This is a genomic window from Pseudomonas sp. A-RE-19 (assembly GCF_019956555.1).
Classification (GTDB): domain Bacteria; phylum Pseudomonadota; class Gammaproteobacteria; order Pseudomonadales; family Pseudomonadaceae; genus Aquipseudomonas.
Genome location: NZ_JAHBDQ010000019.1, coordinates 1 through 17,125 on the forward strand (window position 1 = coordinate 1; position 17,125 = coordinate 17,125).

At 60.9% G+C, this 17,125-nt stretch carries 10 protein-coding genes; 2 read left to right on the plus strand and 8 right to left on the minus strand.

Annotated elements, in window-relative coordinates; translation table 11 throughout:
• Nucleotides 1–5,257, minus strand: a 5,257-nt coding sequence (locus KGB14_RS13705; RefSeq protein ID WP_223487354.1) for a DUF5801 repeats-in-toxin domain-containing protein, incomplete at its 3' end; no start/stop codon positions are given.
• Nucleotides 5,258–5,885: 628 nt separating this feature from the next.
• Here KGB14_RS13705 and KGB14_RS13710 point away from each other — a divergent pair.
• Nucleotides 5,886–6,263 carry a DUF6124 family protein gene (locus tag KGB14_RS13710; protein WP_223487355.1) on the plus strand — a complete coding sequence of 126 codons (378 nt, stop codon included), beginning with the start codon at nucleotides 5,886–5,888 and terminating at the stop codon, nucleotides 6,261–6,263.
• A 51-nt stretch (nucleotides 6,264–6,314) separates the two neighbouring features.
• Here the strand turns inward: KGB14_RS13710 and KGB14_RS13715 are convergent, their stop codons facing one another.
• The 6 genes from KGB14_RS13715 to KGB14_RS13740 all read right to left on the minus strand — a co-directional run bounded on the left by KGB14_RS13715 (nucleotide 6,315) and on the right by KGB14_RS13740 (nucleotide 13,149).
• Nucleotides 6,315–7,307, minus strand: coding sequence for a LacI family DNA-binding transcriptional regulator (locus KGB14_RS13715; protein ID WP_223487356.1), 993 nt, complete (start codon nucleotides 7,305–7,307; stop codon nucleotides 6,315–6,317).
• A 75-nt stretch (nucleotides 7,308–7,382) separates the two neighbouring features.
• Nucleotides 7,383–8,849, minus strand: coding sequence for a glycoside hydrolase family 32 protein (locus KGB14_RS13720; protein WP_411740785.1), 1,467 nt, complete (start codon nucleotides 8,847–8,849; stop codon nucleotides 7,383–7,385).
• A gap of 29 nt (nucleotides 8,850–8,878) precedes the next feature.
• Nucleotides 8,879–10,024 carry an ABC transporter ATP-binding protein gene (locus tag KGB14_RS13725; protein WP_223487358.1) on the minus strand — a complete coding sequence of 382 codons (1,146 nt, stop codon included), beginning with the start codon at nucleotides 10,022–10,024 and terminating at the stop codon, nucleotides 8,879–8,881.
• A gap of 27 nt (nucleotides 10,025–10,051) precedes the next feature.
• Nucleotides 10,052–10,894, minus strand: coding sequence for a carbohydrate ABC transporter permease (locus KGB14_RS13730; protein ID WP_114760565.1), 843 nt, complete (start codon nucleotides 10,892–10,894; stop codon nucleotides 10,052–10,054).
• The gene (locus KGB14_RS13735; RefSeq protein ID WP_223487359.1) at nucleotides 10,891–11,853 is read right to left on the minus strand and encodes a carbohydrate ABC transporter permease; all 963 of its coding nucleotides are present in this window, start codon (nucleotides 11,851–11,853) and stop codon (nucleotides 10,891–10,893) included. Before KGB14_RS13735 ends, KGB14_RS13730 begins: the two co-directional genes overlap by 4 nt.
• 21 nt (nucleotides 11,854–11,874) lie before the next feature.
• Complete coding sequence (locus KGB14_RS13740) at nucleotides 11,875–13,149, minus strand: ABC transporter substrate-binding protein (RefSeq protein ID WP_223487360.1); 1,275 nt, start codon at nucleotides 13,147–13,149, stop codon at nucleotides 11,875–11,877.
• Between the two features lie 168 nt (nucleotides 13,150–13,317).
• Between KGB14_RS13740 and KGB14_RS13745 the strand changes: the two genes are divergently transcribed.
• Nucleotides 13,318–14,895 carry a carbohydrate porin gene (locus KGB14_RS13745; protein ID WP_223487361.1) on the plus strand — a complete coding sequence of 526 codons (1,578 nt, stop codon included), beginning with the start codon at nucleotides 13,318–13,320 and terminating at the stop codon, nucleotides 14,893–14,895.
• Between the two features lie 215 nt (nucleotides 14,896–15,110).
• On the opposite strand, the gene KGB14_RS13750 is transcribed toward KGB14_RS13745, so the two are convergent.
• The gene (locus KGB14_RS13750) at nucleotides 15,111–17,081 is read right to left on the minus strand and encodes a metallophosphoesterase (RefSeq protein ID WP_223487429.1); all 1,971 of its coding nucleotides are present in this window, start codon (nucleotides 17,079–17,081) and stop codon (nucleotides 15,111–15,113) included.
• Between the last annotated feature and the right edge of the window lie 44 nt (nucleotides 17,082–17,125).

Sequence of the window (17,125 nt, forward strand, 5' to 3'; positions counted from 1 at the left end):
ACTGGTCATTCACCAACGAAATATCCAGACCGGCCGCGCTCAATCCGTCGGCACCTGCCGCCTTGTCCCAGAACCCGTATTGTGGAAGGACGCTACCGGTCCCGATCAGGTTGCCGAACGCGAGTGATGGGCCGTCATCCAGGAACACCAGGTTCTGGCCGATGTTGAGGGTCGCCTGGGCGCTGTCACCGTCTCCATCGGTCTTGGTCGCCGTCAGCGTTATCAGATTGTCCGCCGACAGACTCGTCGAGTCGTTGGGGTTGGTGGCATCGGGATGCACCACCGCCCGGAGCTGGTCGAGCGTGACGTCGCCATTGGCGGCCAAGGTGGCCGTGAACACCAGCAGGTTGGAGGTGGCCGTACGGCCTTCCACCACGCCGCCGTTGAGCGACAGGTTCACCGCCTGGCCCGAGGCCGTGTCCACCAGCCCGGAGGCCCCCGCCACCACGCCCAGTGCATAGGTCAGCGTGCCGGCGCCATCGGCGCCAAACGCCGAATTGAAGTTAGCCGCAAAGTTCTTGGTGTCGTTGGTCGCCAGGACGGTCTCGTCCACCGTCAGCGTCGGCTCGGTGCCGGTGGTGCTGATGCTCGGTCCGTCGTCCTTGAACACCAGGTTCTGGCCGATGTTGAGGGTCGCCTGGGCGCTGTCACCGTCCTTGTCGGTGATGGTCGCCGTCAGCGTTATCAGGTTGTCCGCCGTCAGGCTCTTCGAATCATCGGGATTGGTGGTGTTGGGATGCACCACCGCCCGGAGCTGGTCGAGCGTGACGTCGCCATTGGCGGCCAAGGTGGCCGTGAACACCAGCAGATTGGAGGTGGCCGTGCGGCCTTCCACCACGCCACCGTTGAGCGACAGGTTCACTGCCTGGCCCGAGGCCGTGTCCACCAGCCCGGAGGCACCTGCCACCACGCCCAGCGCATAGGTCAGCGTACCCGCGCCATCAGCGCCAAACGCCGAGCTGAAGTTGGCCGCAAAGTTCTGGGTGGCGTTGGTCGCCAGGACGGTCTCGTCCACCGTCAGCGTTGGCTCGGTGCCGGTGGTGCTGACGCTCGGTCCGTCGTCCTTGAACACCAGGTTCTGGCCGATGTTGAGGGTCGCCTGGGCGCTGTCACCGTCCTTGTCGGTGATGGTCGCCGTCAGCGTTATCAGGTTGTCCGCCGTCAGGCTCTTCGAATCATCGGGATTGGTGGTGTTGGGATGCACCACCGCCCGGAGCTGGTCGAGCGTGACGTCGCCATTGGCGGCCAAGGTGGCCGTGAACACCAGCAGATTGGAGGTGGCCGTGCGGCCTTCCACCACGCCACCGTTGAGCGACAGGTTCACTGCCTGGCCCGAGGCCGTGTCCACCAGCCCGGAGGCACCTGCCACCACGCCCAGCGCATAGGTCAGCGTACCCGCGCCATCAGCGCCAAACGCCGAGCTGAAGTTGGCCGCAAAGTTCTGGGTGGCGTTGGTCGCCAGGACGGTCTCGTCCACCGTCAGCGTTGGCTCGGTGCCGGTGGTGCTGACGCTCGGTCCGTCGTCCTTGAACACCAGGTTCTGGCCGATGTTGAGGGTCGCCTGGGCGCTGTCACCGTCCTTGTCGGTGATGGTCGCCGTCAGCGTTATCAGGTTGTCCGCCGTCAGGCTCTTCGAATCATCGGGATTGGTGGTGTTGGGATGCACCACCGCGCGGAGCTGGTCGAGCGTGACGTCGCCATTGGCGGCCAGGGTGGCCGTGAACACCAGCAGATTGGAGGTGGCCGTGCGGCCTTCCACCACGCCACCGTTGAGTGACAGGTTCACCGCCTGGCCCGAGGCCGTGTCCACCAGTCCGGAGGCACCCGCCACCACGCCCAGCGCATAGGTCAGCGTACCCGCGCCATCAGCGCCAAACGACGAGCTGAAGTTGGCGGCAAAGCTCTGGGTGGCGTTGGTCGCCAGCACCGTCTCGTCCACTGTCAGCGTCGGCTCGGTGCCGGTGGTGCTGATGCTTGGCCCGTCGTCCTTGAACACCAGGTTCTGGCCGATGTTGAGGGTCGCCTGGGCGCTGTCGCCGTCCCCATCGGTCTTGGTCGCCGTCAGCGTCACCAGGTTGTCCGCCGTCAGACTCGTCGAGTCATCAGGATTGGTTGCATCGGGATGCACCACCGCGCGGATCTGGTCGAGCGTGACGTTGCCATTGGCGGCCACACTGACCGTGAACACCAGCAGGTTGGTCGTGGCCGTGTGGCCTTCGACCACTGTGCCGTTGAGCGACAGGTTGACCGCCTCGTGGGTGGCCGTGTCCACCAGCCCCGACGCACCGGCCACCACGCCCAGCGCATAGGTCAGCGTGCCGGCGCCATCGGCGCCAAACGCCGAGCTGAAGTTGGCGGCAAAGCTCTGGGTGGCGTTGGTCGCCAGGACTGTTTCGTCCACTGTCAGCGTCGGCTCGGTGCCGGTGGTGCTGATGCTCGGTCCGTCGTCCTTGAACACCAGGTTCGACCCGATATTGAGGGTCGCCTGGGCGCTGTCGCCGTCCCCATCGGTCTTGGTCGCCGTCAGCGTCACCAGGTTGTCCGCCGTCAGGCTCTTCGAATCATCGGGATTGGTGGTGTCGGGATGCACCACCGCACGGAGCTGGTCGAGCGTGACGTCGCCATTGGCGGCGACGCTGACCGTGAACACCAACTGGCTGGTCGTGGCCGTGCGGCCTTCCACCACGGTGCCGTTGAGCGACAGGTTCACCGCCTCGTGGGTGGCCGTGTCCACCAGCCCGGAGGCACCCGCGACCACGCCCAGCGCATAAGTCAGCGTACCCGCGCCATCGGCGCCAAACGCCGAGCTGAAGTTGGCGGCAAAGCTCTGGGTGGCATTGGTCGCCAGGACGGTCTCGTCCACCGTCAGCGTCGGCTCGGTGCCGGTGGTGCTGATGCTCGGTCCGTCGTCCTTGAACACCAGGTTCGACCCGATATTGAGGGTCGCCTGGGCGCTGTCGCCGTCCCCATCGGTCTTGGTCGCCGTCAGCGTCACCAGGTTGTCCGCCGTCAGGCTCTTCGAATCATCGGGATTGGTGGTGTTGGGATGCACCACCGCGCGGAGCTGGTCGAGCGTGACATCGCCATTGGCGGCGACGCTGACCGTGAACACCAACTGGCTGGTCGTGGCCGTGCGGCCTTCCACCACGGTACCGTTGAGCGACAGGTTGACTGCCTCGCCCGTGGCCGTGTCCACAAGCCCGGAGGCACCCGCCACCACGCCCAGCGCATAAGTCAGCGTGCCGGCACCATCGGCGCCAAATGATGAGTTGAAGTTGGCCGCAAAGTTCTGGGTGTCGTTGGTCGCCAGGACGGTCTCGTCCACCGTCAGCGTCGGCTCGGTGCCGGTGGTGCTGACGCTCGGCCCGTCGTCCTTGAACACCAGGTTCTGGCCGATGTTGAGGGTCGCCTGGGCGCTGTCGCCGTCCCCATCGGTCTTGGTTGCCGTCAGCGTCACCAGGTTGTCCGCCGTCAGGCTCTTCGAATCATCGGGATTGGTGGCATCGGGATGCACCACCGCGCGGAGCTGGTCGAGCGTGACGTTGCCATTGGCGGCGACGCTGACCGTGAATACCAACTGGCTGGTCGTGGCCGTGCGGCCTTCCACCACTGTGCCGTTGAGCGACAGGTTGACCGCCTCGCCCGTGGCCGTGTCCACCAGTCCGGAGGCACCCGCCACCACGCCGAGCGCATAGGTCAGCGTGCCGGCGCCATCGGCGCCAAACGCCGAGGTGAAGTTGGCGGCAAAGCTCTGGGTGGCGTTGGTCGCCAGTACCGTTTCGTCCACTGTCAGCGTCGGCTCGGTGCCGGTGGTGCTGATGTTCGGCCCGTCGTCCTCGAACAGCATCCTGGAGCCGACTTCGGCGGTCGAAACAGAGGCCTGGACCAACGTGAAGCCACCCACATCAAAATCGGCATGGGCAGTGCCCTTGGCATCGAGGGCAGCACCGTTCTCGACGAGCACGCGGTTGTGATCCGAGGCTGTGGTGTATTCAATCTGGTAGCCGGCTTTAACGCCGCTGATGGTGGCAATCCCACCAGAAATGGTAATGGTAATGCTCGTATCATTCACCGATCCGTCTGAATTCTCGATCACCTGCCCGGTGCTGATGTTGAAGACGCGAACATTGGTGATGGCAACCGACGTATCGTTCGTATAGCCGTTGATGAAATTCACGCCAGGTTCAGCCGCAGTGGTGAATGCACTGACTTTTACGACAGCACTCTTGCCGCTTTGCAACTGCACGACGTCGAAACTGGCCATCTTCGCATTGAAGACGTCGGTAAAGTCGATGTTGGACTCAACATCTGCTTCGTTTTGACTGAGGTTGGGAATGGTCACATCCTGCCTGGCACCGGTGACGAACGAGAAGCGGATGCCTTCCTGCTCCGTAATCATCTGATTGTTGGTACCGAAGGTGGTCGGGTTAGCCGCCTGGCTGGTAATGATCGTGTCGCCAGTGTTTATATTGGCGCCGCTTGACTGGTCTGCGGGGTCCTTGCCGGTGGCGATGATGGTGGGGTCCGTGATTCGCAAGACACCACCGACATCGACAACTGTCGGGTTCGCCTTCGTGAACATCAGGAACAGGTTCGAACCGGAGGGCACACCGGCCAGGCTGAATTCCATGTCCTGACTGGCTCCGACGTACACCTTATTCAGCAGATTGAGCGAATCATCGGGGTTCGCCGTATTTGTATGCTGGAGCGGTTGGTACTCCACGGTCCAGATTTTGCCGCCCGAGACCGGCGATCCGGTTTCTTCGATATAGGCAGCGAATACGATCGTGCCGGTCGAGCCACCGATTCGGCCCAGAACGATGTTGTCGTTGTTCGTATCCGTATAGAGAAGGATGCTGGTGCCATTGAGGGTATCCAGGCCGCTGTCCAGGCCATTGAGCGGTGCGCCAGCGCTGTCGACGAAGCTGATATTGGTAATGCTGGCTCCGGGGTCTGCGGTGACGGAGAACGCATTGCTGCCCGTGTTGCCCGCGGCACCGGTATAGCCACTCAACGCTGCACCCGTTGCGGTACCGGCACCCAGTGCGGTCAGACGGGTGGAGAAGGTCGAGGGCAGGGACGCCAGCAGAATGTCGTTGTCGTTAGCGTCTTCCGCAGGGCTTGGCGTGGCGGTGGCGTTCTGCAGCCCGGCCGTTTCATCCAGCGTAACGTTCGCGCCGGTCCCAACGACGCTCAGAGCGTTCGCCAAATTTTGTTCCTGGATAGTCATAGCGTTTACCTGGGCAATTGCGGTCATCTAGGCCTGACCGTTGACCTTTGGTCGCAACTATGGGTAAGCGGCGGGGATTGCGCATCGGCCGAAACTCCCGAGTGGGGTGGGAGTTTCGGACTAGTTGGGGGAGGGAGACGGGATGAGGCGGGAGGGAACGGCGGCGCCATATTCCGTTTGTAAATGTTCAGACCCGGGATAAATCCCAATGGATAAGCGAGATAGATCCGGTCCATTCCGGGATAGGCCGGTACACATTGGGCACCGTCCCTGGCGGAGTGGTATTCGACGAATCTTTCGATTTTTGAAAGCTTTCACGCGTTTAACGATGCGTGTTTAAAGACACTCCATGTTACTTCCCGAAGGGCTACAAGGCCTTGCGCCGTTACCTACGGTTAAGACAGAATCCGCCGGCTTGTGCGCCTGTGGCTCGGGCCTTATCGTTTCCCTGTCACTGAAATCAGTGATCGGGTTTGGTAGCCCGGTTTCGTATCACGGCGCATCGCGTCACCTATTATGGTGGTCATGCGCGGGGTCCTTTCGAGGGCGCCGGGAACTGATACGACCGGTCTACCAACCCGCGTATGGCCGCCACCTTCGTTTGGTAGCGAGTGTGATGGCTCTTTTTTATAAACTCGTATCAGGAGTTTGATTTATGTTCAAAGTGACGCCCAATCCACCAGACACCGATTCGCCGGACACCGATCCGGCATCCCCGTACGAATCCCTCGACTCAAAAAAGCTCAACGAAGCCGCCGAGCGCGCCCTCGATTTCTACCTCAATCCGGCGGCGATCATGAACAACACCCCACGCAAACCCAGCACCCTGTATATGGTTGCCCCGGATGTCGACCAGGAAGCCTTGCTGGTTCAAACGTGCGAGAACCTGGCGTCGGCCAGTGTCATGGCCAGCGACATTGCTGCCATGGTGGAGGGCCCCCACCGCAATACCCTGCTGGCGCTTCAGCAGGTGATCATGCTGGGGGAACTGGCGGTGAATCGAATGCTGGATAACTTCGTTCCACCCAAGTAATCGCTCAGCCCTTTACCGAGAGGCTTGCCCTCGGTAAAGGGTTTTGACGGCTCACAATGACGTTCTGACCACCAATGGACAATCAACCGGCTGGGCTCCCGTTACCTCCAGGGCCTCGATCAGGTGCCGGGCCGCATTGCGACCGATCTCGTAGTACGGCAATTGCACCGTGGTCAGCGGCGGGATGAACAGTTCGGCGATGCCGATCATGTTGTCATAGCCGAGCACGGCAACATCGTCAGGAATTTTCAGGCCTCGGCCCAACAACAGCTGATAGGCACAAAAGGCAATGCGGTCGTTGCCACAGATCAGAATGTCGAACTGGGGGCGACCCTCGATGATGTGCCGGTCGAGGATGGCTGCGGTTTCAGCATAGGCGTCATGATCGGAAAGGTCGTATTGCAGGAGTGCGTCAGGCCCCAGCCCGAATGTCTGGCAGGCACGCAGCAGGCCTTTTTGCCGCAGGCCCCAGGCCAGGCTCTGTTTGGGCAGATTGATACACAGCGGGCGGCGATAGCCTTGGCTCAATGCGTGATGTACGGCTCGATACTGCCCCGTTTCGTCGTCTGGCACATAACTGACCAGGCGACTGTCATCCGCCAGGCAATTGGCGAGCACCAGGGGTTTGCTCTTCAAGCGCTCGGGAATGCTCACCTGGCGAAACCCCATGGCGCTGAAGATCAACCCGTCGGGACGGTGCGACAACATCAGGTCGATGTTCTGGTCGGTGGGCGGGTTGCTCAACAAGTTAAGGATGAACACATTCCAGCCGGCTTGCTGCGCGGTCTGTTCGATGGACAGCAGCAACTCGACCGCGAACGGTGTGGTCGCGGTGTCCAGCGCGAACACGCCGATGGTTCGCGACTGGAGGTTGTCGCCGCGCATCTTGCGCGCCGACAGGCTCGGTACGAATTGCAGTTCATCAATGGCGCGACGCACCCGCAGAAGGGTTTCGGGGCTCAGTTTTTCCGGGTTGTTGAGCGCTCTAGAAACCGTCATCAGGGACACGCCGGCCAGCTGTGCAACGTCTTTCACTGAAGTCATGCGAGGCAAGGCCGGTCAGGTTGACGCGGAATCATGACACAGGGCCCGGGCTTCTCGCGACTCGAATGACGCCGCTCATAGCCAGCCAGAGTCGAGCGGCCATGCCTTGGGAATCGAGACACGCCCGCCACTGCCGCTGGCAAACAGCTTCACCCCCAGACTGTCGGGCCGCGGGTAGAGGCGACTGCTGAGGCTGAAACGCCCGTTTTCGTCGAACACCTCGATGGACGAGCGATCGAGGAATACACGCAGTTCCAGTCGCTCTTGTGTCGGGTCTATCGCCACGCTGCGCTGACCGCTGACTTGCGCACCCGAGTGGCTACGGTCAAGCACCAGACGATGCAGCGATGCATCGTAGTAGAGCAGTGTTTCTTCATGACCATCATCGCTGCAACGCAAGGCGATCCCCAAGTCCCCGGTGCAGCCGAGCAGATCCAGATGCACATGGATTTCGAGCATGTCGCCTTTCACGTCCGGCACCCACCGGGTGCCCGACTCATCCCACCAGGGCGTGCCCGGCAATGGCGCCTTGCGCAGAGCGGTGAGCTCCCGTGCCGGATACACGCAAAGGCGATCGGCGCACAGTTCAAGTTCGCGCGGCAAACCGAGCATGCCGCACCAGTGATGGGCCTGGCTCGGCATCGGGCTTTCCCACATGTCGAGCCACGCCCACACAAGGCGTCGACCATCGGCGGCCTGTAGCGTTTGCGCGGCATAGAAATCATGGCCGTTATCCAGCTCGATAAAAGGCCCGCCCGTGAAGTGCCATTCGCTGTCGAGTCGGCCCACGCGATAGCCGGTCTGGTACTTGTTGAGCCGATCGTAACCCTGGGCTTGCATGCCCTGGGGGGAGTACAGCAGCACATCGCGTCCGTTCAGTCGGAACAGATCCGGGCACTCCCACATATAGCCATCGCCCGCGTTGCCGCTGGACACGTAGTCGAGGAACTCCCAGGCGTGCAGATCCGTGGAACGGTACAGCGGGAGCAGCGGCACATCGCCCAGACGTGCGCCGGCAATCAGGTACCAATAGTCATCTTCCTGCCATACCTTGGGGTCACGGAAGTGCATGATCGTGTCTTGCGGCGCGGTGTCGATGACGGCGCCATGCTTGACGAACCGGATGCCGTCGCTGCTGGTGGCCAGGCACTGGACTTGACGGATCGAGCGCTCGTCACCCACTTCCCCCAGCCAGGTGTGCCCGGTGTAGATCAGCGCCAGGGTATCGCCACAAACCACGGCGCTACCGGAAAAACAACCGTCACGGTCGAAGTCATCGCCGGGTGCCAGTGCTATGGGCAGATGCTGCCAATGGACCAGATCGGCACTCTTGGCGTGCCCCCAATACATCGGGCCCCATTTCGCTTCGAAAGGGTGGTGTTGATAGAACACGTGATATTCGCCACGAAAGTACACCACCCCGTTAGGGTCGTTCATCCAGCCCACTTGGGGGGCAAGATGATAACCGGGTCGATAATCGTGGATGACGCGAGACAGGCCGTCACTCAGCGCACGCTGCGCAAGGTCAAGGGTGCAAGGCATTGGATCGCTCGGGGTATTCAAAGACATGTTCATAGGGCGCGTGCTCGTACCGGGCGCAGAGGGACGCCATCCGGCAGGGTTTCAATGGCTTGTGGATGGCGCTTCAAGGCTGCGCCGTCGGCGTCGAACAGGTGCAGGTTGTGGGTGTCCAGCAGCAGCTCGACCCGATCGCCCACCTGCCAACCGGCGCTGACCTCGCAACGACAGGTCAGTGGCTCGTCCTGACCGGTATCGAGGTGCACATAGGTTTCGCTGCCCAGGTATTCGACCCCAGTCACGACGACGCCGGCGGTTCCATCCGCCGCCTTGAGCGACACGTGCTCCGGGCGAATCCCCAGGCTCAGCTGCGTGCCTGCCGCCAGGTTCGAGCTGTCGAAGGGCAGGGAGGTGATACCCAATACGAGGTTATCGACCAGGCTGGTTTCGCCTGGCGCCTGCAGGCGTGCCGGCAGAAAATTCATTCTCGGCGAACCGAGAAAACCGGCGACAAAGCGGCTGGCCGGACGCTCATAGAGTTCGCGCGGTGAGCCGACCTGTTCTACGCGACCGCCATTGAGCACGACGATTTTGTCGGCCAGGGTCATCGCTTCCACCTGATCGTGGGTGACGTAGATCATGGTCGAACCCAGTCGGTCATGCAGCCGGGCGATTTCGTTGCGCATCTGCACCCGCAAGGAGGCATCCAGGTTGGAGAGCGGTTCATCGAACAACAAAATGTCCGGTTCCCGCGCCATGGCTCTGCCCATGGCCACACGCTGACGCTGCCCTCCAGACAGTTCCTTGGGCTTGCGTTGCAGGAGTTTGTCCAATTGCAGGATTTGCGCAGTTTTCAGCACGCGCTCGCGCAGGCTGGTCTTTTCAGTCTTGGCCAGTTTGAGACCAAAGCTGATGTTGTCGTAGACGCTCATGTGCGGGTACAGCGCATAGGACTGAAACACCATGCCGACGCCGCGCTCGCGGGGCTCCAGGTCGTTGACCCGCCGCCCGTCGATCAGCAGGTCGCCGCCGCAGATCGAATCCAGCCCGGCGATCAGGCGTAGCAGGGTCGATTTTCCGCAGCCCGAAGGGCCGACGAACACCACGAATTCACCCGCCGCGATTTCCAGGCTGACGTCGCGAAGAATCCGCGCGCCGCCCAATTGTTTGTTCACGTTGTCCAGTTTCAATTTGATCACGATGCTGTTCCTTGTCTTTGTTGGGCATCAACCCTTTAACGCGCCGGCAGTGAGGCCGGAAACGATTCGGCGCTGGAAGATCAGCACCAGAATCACCAGTGGGACGGTGACCAGCACCGATGCAGCCATCAACAACCCCCAAGGCAACTCATGGGGGCTGCCGCCGGAAATCAAGGCGATGGCGACCGGCACCGTGCGTTGGGTGTCGGTGAGGGTGAAGGTCAGGGCAAACAGGAACTCGTTCCACGCGGCGATGAAGGCCAATAAGCCAGTGGTGACCAGTGCGGGCCAGAGCAGCGGCAACAGCACGCGGGTCAGCGTGACCCAGGGTGAAGCGCCATCCATGATTGCCGCTTCTTCCAGTTCATGGGGCAGTTGCCCCATGAACGTGGTCAGCACCCAGACGGTGAAGGGCAGGGTGAAAATCGTGTAGCTCAGAATCAACGCCCAGGACGTGTTGTACAGGCCCAGGGCACGGATCACTTCGAACAGCCCCGACAGCACCGCGACCTGGGGAAACATCGACACCCCAAGGACCATCATCAAGACCGTGCCACGCCCACGGAATTTCACCCGGCCCAAGGCATAGGCAGCGGTCAGGCTGAGGAACAGCGCCAGCGTCACTACACACAGCGCAACCACCAGCGAGTTACCAATCGCCCGCAAGAATGAGGCTTGGTGGAGTACCGCCGCGTAATTGGAGAAGTCGGGGTTTTCGATCCAGTAGCTCACCTCGAACAAGGCGCTGGACGGCTTCAGCGACGTCACGATGGCGTAGTAGAAGGGGAAGACCGCATACAGCAGCAACACCCCGATCAGGCACCAGAACCCGAGGCGCAACAGCGCTTTTTTCAGCAGGCGCGGGCTCATGAGCGGACCTCCAGTTGACGGCGTCCGAGGTAGAGATAAAGCATGGCGATCACCGCAACCACCAGAAACAACAGCGTCGAAGCCGCGCTGCCGTAACCGACGTCCTGGAACTCCACCAGGTGCTGGCGGGCATACACCGACATGCTCATGGTGCTCGACGAGTTCGAGGTCAGCACATAGATCACGTCGAATACCCGCAGCGAGTCGAGGATGCGGAAGATCGCCGCCACCAGCAACGCGGGCATCAGCAGGGGAAGCGTGACACGCCAGAACACCCTCAGCGGGTGAATGCCATCGACCCTGGCGGCTTCATAGCAATCGCTCGGCAACATCTGCAAGGCCGCCAGCATCAGCAGCGTGACAAACGGGACGGTCTTCCAGACGTCGACGAGGATCACCGCCCACATCGACAGGTCCGCATCGGCCGTCCAGGCCAGGGGCGCGTCAATCAGGCCGAGGCTCAGCATCATGTGATTGATGATGCCGAACTGGTCGTTAAGCATCCATGACCAGATCTTTGCCGAGACAATGGTCGGAATCGCCCAGGGAATCAGAATCATCGCCCGCACCAGAGAACGGCCGGTGAACTTGATGTTGAGCAGCAACGCCACCAGCAGTCCCAGTACGACTTCCAGCCCCACTGACACCACGGTGAAATGCAAGGTGTTGCGCACCGCGTTCCACCACTGAGGATCGACCAGGATGCCCGACCAGGTGGAACCGTTGTGGAACAGATAATTGCTCAGGCCGATGAAGGATCCGCCACCGGTGTCCGACAGACTGGCGTCGGTCAGGCTGAACCAGAATGTGCGCAGTAGCGGCCAGGCTGCGACCAGGGCCAGACAGAGCAGCATCGGTGTCAGAAACAGCCAGGCGGCGCGTACCCGGCGGCGTTGTACGGGCGTTTCCCTCGTGAGCAGAAGCTCGTCAAAGGGGGCATGGGTAGCAGAGACAGACATGGTGATTTCCTTCCTTGTGGCTTACCAGTTCCGGCGTTTGATGCGAGTGAGTTCGCTTTCCAGTTCGGCCAGCGCCTGATCGACAGGCAACTCGCCCGCCAGCACGCCATGCACCCGATCGAAGAACGCATTGGAGACCCGTGGATAGCGATCGGCGGTGATTGAGGCGGGGCGCATGACTCCATCGTTGAGAATGCTGTGCAACTGAGCGTAATAAGGCATGGCCGCGAGCAACTCGGGATCTTGATACAGCGACTCGATAACCGGGTTATAGGCGCCTATCAGGGCACGGCGTTTTTGCTCTTGGGCACGGGTCAGGTAGCTCACCAGCTCGGCGGCAAGTTTGGGGTGGGCGCTGTAGCGCGATACCGCCAGGCCCCAGCCACCGAGGGTGGATGCATGGCTGCCGGTCTCGCCGCCGCGGGGCAGGGGAGCGACGCCGACCTTGTCTTTTACGGCACTGTCCTGGCTTTGCACCAAGGCCCAGACATAAGGCCAGTTACGCATGAACAGCGCATTTCCTGACTGGAAGACGCCACGGCCTTCTTCCTCGGTGTAGTTGAGTACGCCCCGCGGGGAGATGTCTCCCACCCAGCTTTTCGCCAGGGTCAAAGCCGTTCTTGAGGCCTGAGTGTTGACCACAATGTCGCCTTGAGGATTGACCAGTCCGCCTTCCGGTTGACTGCTGATCCATTCCAGCGCATTACACGTCAGGCCCTCGTAGGCGCGTCCCTGGAAGATGTAACCCCACGCATTGGGGTTCCCGGCATTGCGCTCGGCCTGTTGAATATTTCTGGCGGTAGCGGTCATTTCCTCCCAAGTCTGGGGAACCTGCTGGTTGTACTTCTCGAGCAAGTCCTTGCGGTAATACAGCAGGCCCGAGTCGGTGAACCACGGCATCGTCACCAACCGTCCGTTCACCGTGGCGTTATCCACTTGCGCCTGGAAGTAGCCTTGGGTCGCGTCGGCGGGAAGCACCTCGCGCAGATCCATCAAGTGTTTGGCCAACATCCCTGGCCACACCATATCGATTTGAATGATGTCGATGTCGCTGGACTGCGCACTGAGGATCTGTTGATAGAACGACAACCTCTCGGTCGCCGAGTTAGGGGTGGAAACCACCTCGACGTTGTTGCCGGTCTGTTTCGACCACGCCTCGACAGCCTCCTTGCAAAGTTGCAACTCCGCGCCTACCGCCCCGCACGAGATCGTCAGGTTGGCTGCGCTCGAGAGGCATGGAAACCCGGCACAAAGGGTGAGCAGTGCGGCAGGAAGGAGAGATTTCAGCTGTTTCATAAAGCCCTCTTTATTTTTGTTTTTAGAAAAGTTAACGTTAACATCGCCAAATGTAGCAGCGTATTTGCGATGAGGCATCCTTTTTTTCGTCAATTTTGACAATTCAGGGTTTACGAAAAAAAGGCCGGTCGCGGGAACAGAAAAATAAAAACAAAACAGGGGATTCACATGCAAAAAGCATCAAGCTGGCTACTCGCAGGCGTGCTCGGCACCTCGGCGGTAACCTCTCAGGCCGCGACTCTGGAAGAACGCATGGCCGCGTTTGAAGCCCGTGCCAGCGCAGCGGAAAAGCGTGCGGCCGCAGCCGAACAGCAAACCCAGGCACTCGCCAGGGAATTGCAACAAATCAAACTGGCCACGCCTGCCTTGCAGCCCGCTGCGTCAACGGCAACGGCAACGGCAACGGCCATTGCAGCGCCTTCTCTGGATACTCGGTTGGCAACACTCGAAGCCCGCCAGCAAAGCATGGAAAAACAGGAAAGCGGAGGACACCTCACCGACGGCTTCAGCTTCAAGGGCTACGCCCGCTCCGGATTGCTGATCAACGACGGGCTGGGGGGGGGTCGTGGCGGGCCTTACACCACCCCTGCCGGTTCAGTCGGAGGGGCAGTCGGGCGACTCGGTAACGAAGACGACACCTACATGCGCATAGACCTGTCGAAAGAAATCTATGCGCAGAACGGCACCCGTTCCAAATTCACGGTGTCCATCGCCGATGGCGTGGAGAGCACCAATGACTGGACGGCCGACGAAAGTAACCTGAACGTGCGCCAGGTATTCACCGAACTCGATCATCTCGCCGCCTTCAAGGGCAATTCAGTGTTCGAGAACGCCACCCTGTGGGCAGGCAAGCGATTCGACAGGGACAATTTCGATATCCACTGGCTGGACTCGGACGTCGTCTTTCTGGCCGGCACCGGGGGTGGCATCTACGATGTGCAGATGAACAAGAACTGGCGCTCGAACTACTCCTTGATCGGACGTAACTACGGGGATTTCAGTGAGGGTGGTGTCAATGCCGATGTGGAAAGCTACATCCTGACCTCCAACCAGTTCTTCGATAATGGCCAGTGGCAGTGGATGTTCAATGCCATTGGCTCAAAGAAAAACGACATTGGCACCCGCAGCAATGCAGCGGGTCTGACGCCTGCGGACTCCGGCTTGCACAGCATGCTGGCCAATCACCAGAAAGACTTTTTCGGCAGGGAAGGCTTCTTCAAAACGGCTCTGCTCTATGGGCAAGGTCTGGGGGCAGAGGTCAAGAATATCGGCTCGGATGGCGAACTGATCGAGGATGCCCGCGCGTTGCGTCTGGCGCTTTACGGCGAGACTCCTATTGCCCCCGGCTGGCGCATCGGCCCCAGTTTGCTGGCCGAGCAAAGCAAGGATAGATACGTCAAGGGTGACGACTATCGCTGGATGACCCTGAACGTGCGGTTGGCCAATGAAATCAACAGCAATTTCGAGATGGCCTATGAAGCGAGTTGGCAAACCATGAACCTCGACCCCAAGGGCTACCTGCAACGTAATGCGGTCGACGGTAACTTCTGGAAATTCACGATCGCCCCGACATTCAAACCTGACGTTGGCGACCTGCTCACACGTCCCGAACTGCGAGTGTTCGCAAGCCTCATGAACTGGTCTTCGGATCTGGACAGATACAGTTCCTCTGACAACTTCGGCAAGTCGGACTTCAATGCCGGCGGTGTATGGCAATACGGCATACAGATGGAAACCTGGTTCTGATATCTGCTTCATCCGCGTAGGAGCCAGGCTTGCCGTAATGCCAGTCAGTTAAGGAGTTGAACACCGCAGTCCCTGTGGGAGCGAGTCGGCTCGCGATAGCGGCGGGTCAGCTGACATTGATGCTGAATATACCGCCGTCATCGCGAGCAGGCTCGCTCCCACATTAGTTGCGCACCTTAACTGACTGGCATTGAGGCTTGCCGCACCGCTGGCTCCTACGGGGCAGTTCTTCCACGCCGAATCACGATGGGCTGCTCGATCAACTGCGGTTCGAGCGCACCCGAGGCTGGCACGAAGCGCGGGCCAGTGCTTTCAGGCGTTGCTCGCAACCTCCAGGTGCGCTGCACCTTCGCCAGTTTGGCGACTCCCGATGCCACGGACCAGCGCCGGCAGACCTTCTCCAGCTTGAGCGGGTAAATGGTGAGTTGATCGCCTTTGAAGTGCATACGCAGGAAGCATTTATGGTCGGCGATGCGTTGCGAGGAAAAAACCACCTCGCTATGCAGCCCCCATAAAGTGTTGCCCATCACCATCCAGGCACCGAACAGCAGGCCTCCCAAACTTCCCCCGAGCACCAATGTCTCCAACAGGAACAACAAAACCTGGTACAGGTTTTCCACCTCGAACTGCAAGTAGTAGATGTTGACACGGCCCATGAGCCACAGCAGTCCGACCGCCAGTCCCAGGTGAAGCAACCCGTGAACGGCTCCGATGCCGTAGGCGAGTTTTCGGCTGCGCTTGACCCCGGCGGCTGAGAGCACTGCGCAGCCCAGCACAATGATCACGGCGAACATCACCGACGAAGGACTGTGTGCCAGGACCAGGAACAGCTGTCGCCAAACCTCGGGGATGTTGGGAATAGACGCTTGGAGGCCAGACAATACCTCCACCAGGCTGCGGTTATCTCGCGCCGGATGGGGTACTTTGCTGGCGCTTTGCACCATCCAGTCGAACAGCAGGTACAAGATGGCCAGCATGCCGCAGAACGGGAGGTTGTGAGTGGGTAGTCGCCATGCCCGATTACGCAGCTGCCTGGAGGTCTTTTTGTCCGGGTAGACCGCCGCCAGCTCGTAGTGCTGCCGGATTCCGCCGACGTTGATCGGCTTGGGTGGATCCGGAAGCTGATGCGTGCCATGCAGGAAGGCGCCACCGCCTCCGCAGGTGATGCGCTGCGGCGCCGGGGTGCCGGCTTTTGGCTGGTAGCGCGCGTAGTGGTGCGAATCTCCGGCCAAGACCACCGCCAAATGGTCACCCAAGAGCTGCTCGATCTCGCGCAGGCTGCGGAAGCGGGTCGTCTGGGTTTCGATCGAGGGCAAAGCCTTGCTCTCCTCGCGAGCCAGCCGTTCGGCCTCGTCCACCCAACTCGGCTCGGGCGTGCAGAGGATCACCCGGTCGCCTGGCTGCAGTTTGGTGAGCATCTGTTCGAAGTATTGTTTCTGCTGGCGGTCGATCATGGACTCCAATTGCAGGTCCAGACCCCAGACCCACCAGCCATTGGGCAGCTGCAGCACGTAGTAACTGGTGCGCTGGCGGGTTTCCCAGCCGCCAATGGGCTTGTGCTCGCAAAACAGTTGGGAGAAACCGCGCAGGCCGTCATACCAATCGTGGTTGCCAGGCGTCGCCACCATCCACGGCGCACCCGGCTGCGACACGGGCTGATCCTGCTCCTTGGGGCGCACCTTGGGTACCGGCGCGGGAAAGGCGGCGCGGAAGGGGTCCTGAAAGCGGGTGCGGTAGCCGGATTGGGCCGGTGTGGGATAGACCTGATCGCCGCCGAGCAGCAGCACGTCGCCGCGCGGCAGCGTGAGCTCCGGCAACTGGACATCACGGCTGACACACAGTGCCATGGAATAGGTGGAGTCCCAGCCATCGCCGGTATCGGCCAGATAGTCGATCCACACGTCACCGTCGGCAGCCACCTGGATGGGCGGGTTAGAGCCCGGAGGGTTAAGCATGGCCAGCACGTCGCGTGGGTCCGCGAAGGCACCCATTGTGGAGGCCACGGCCGTTTGTATACCCGTGCGCATCAGCTGCAACGGGCCTAGCCAGTTGACCATCGGCTCCTGGGTGTAAAGCTCGATGCGACTATTGGGCGCGGGGGAGTGTGTGGCACGGGTCATAGCGAGGGGCGAAGAGTGCGGCGTAAGCGCATCTCCTGCGCGAAACTCAATCGAATGCTCCTTCATCATCCAGCCTCCATTGCTGTAACGAGTTCAGGTACCTCGGAAAG

Bases quoted from the DNA above. Each gene is read 5' to 3' on its own strand.
- KGB14_RS13750 (WP_223487429.1), bottom strand. From the start codon at position 17,081: ATGAAGGAGCATTCGATTGAGTTTCGCGCAGGAGATGCGCTTACGCCG.
- KGB14_RS13715 (WP_223487356.1), bottom strand. From the start codon at position 7,307: ATGACTTCAGTGAAAGACGTTGCACAGCTGGCCGGCGTGTCCCTGATG.
- KGB14_RS13745 (WP_223487361.1), top strand. From the start codon at position 13,318: ATGCAAAAAGCATCAAGCTGGCTACTCGCAGGCGTGCTCGGCACCTCG.
- KGB14_RS13710 (WP_223487355.1), top strand. From the start codon at position 5,886: ATGTTCAAAGTGACGCCCAATCCACCAGACACCGATTCGCCGGACACC.
- KGB14_RS13720 (WP_411740785.1), bottom strand. From the start codon at position 8,849: ATGCCTTGCACCCTTGACCTTGCGCAGCGTGCGCTGAGTGACGGCCTG.
- KGB14_RS13740 (WP_223487360.1), bottom strand. From the start codon at position 13,149: ATGAAACAGCTGAAATCTCTCCTTCCTGCCGCACTGCTCACCCTTTGT.
- KGB14_RS13730 (WP_114760565.1), bottom strand. From the start codon at position 10,894: ATGAGCCCGCGCCTGCTGAAAAAAGCGCTGTTGCGCCTCGGGTTCTGG.
- KGB14_RS13735 (WP_223487359.1), bottom strand. From the start codon at position 11,853: ATGTCTGTCTCTGCTACCCATGCCCCCTTTGACGAGCTTCTGCTCACG.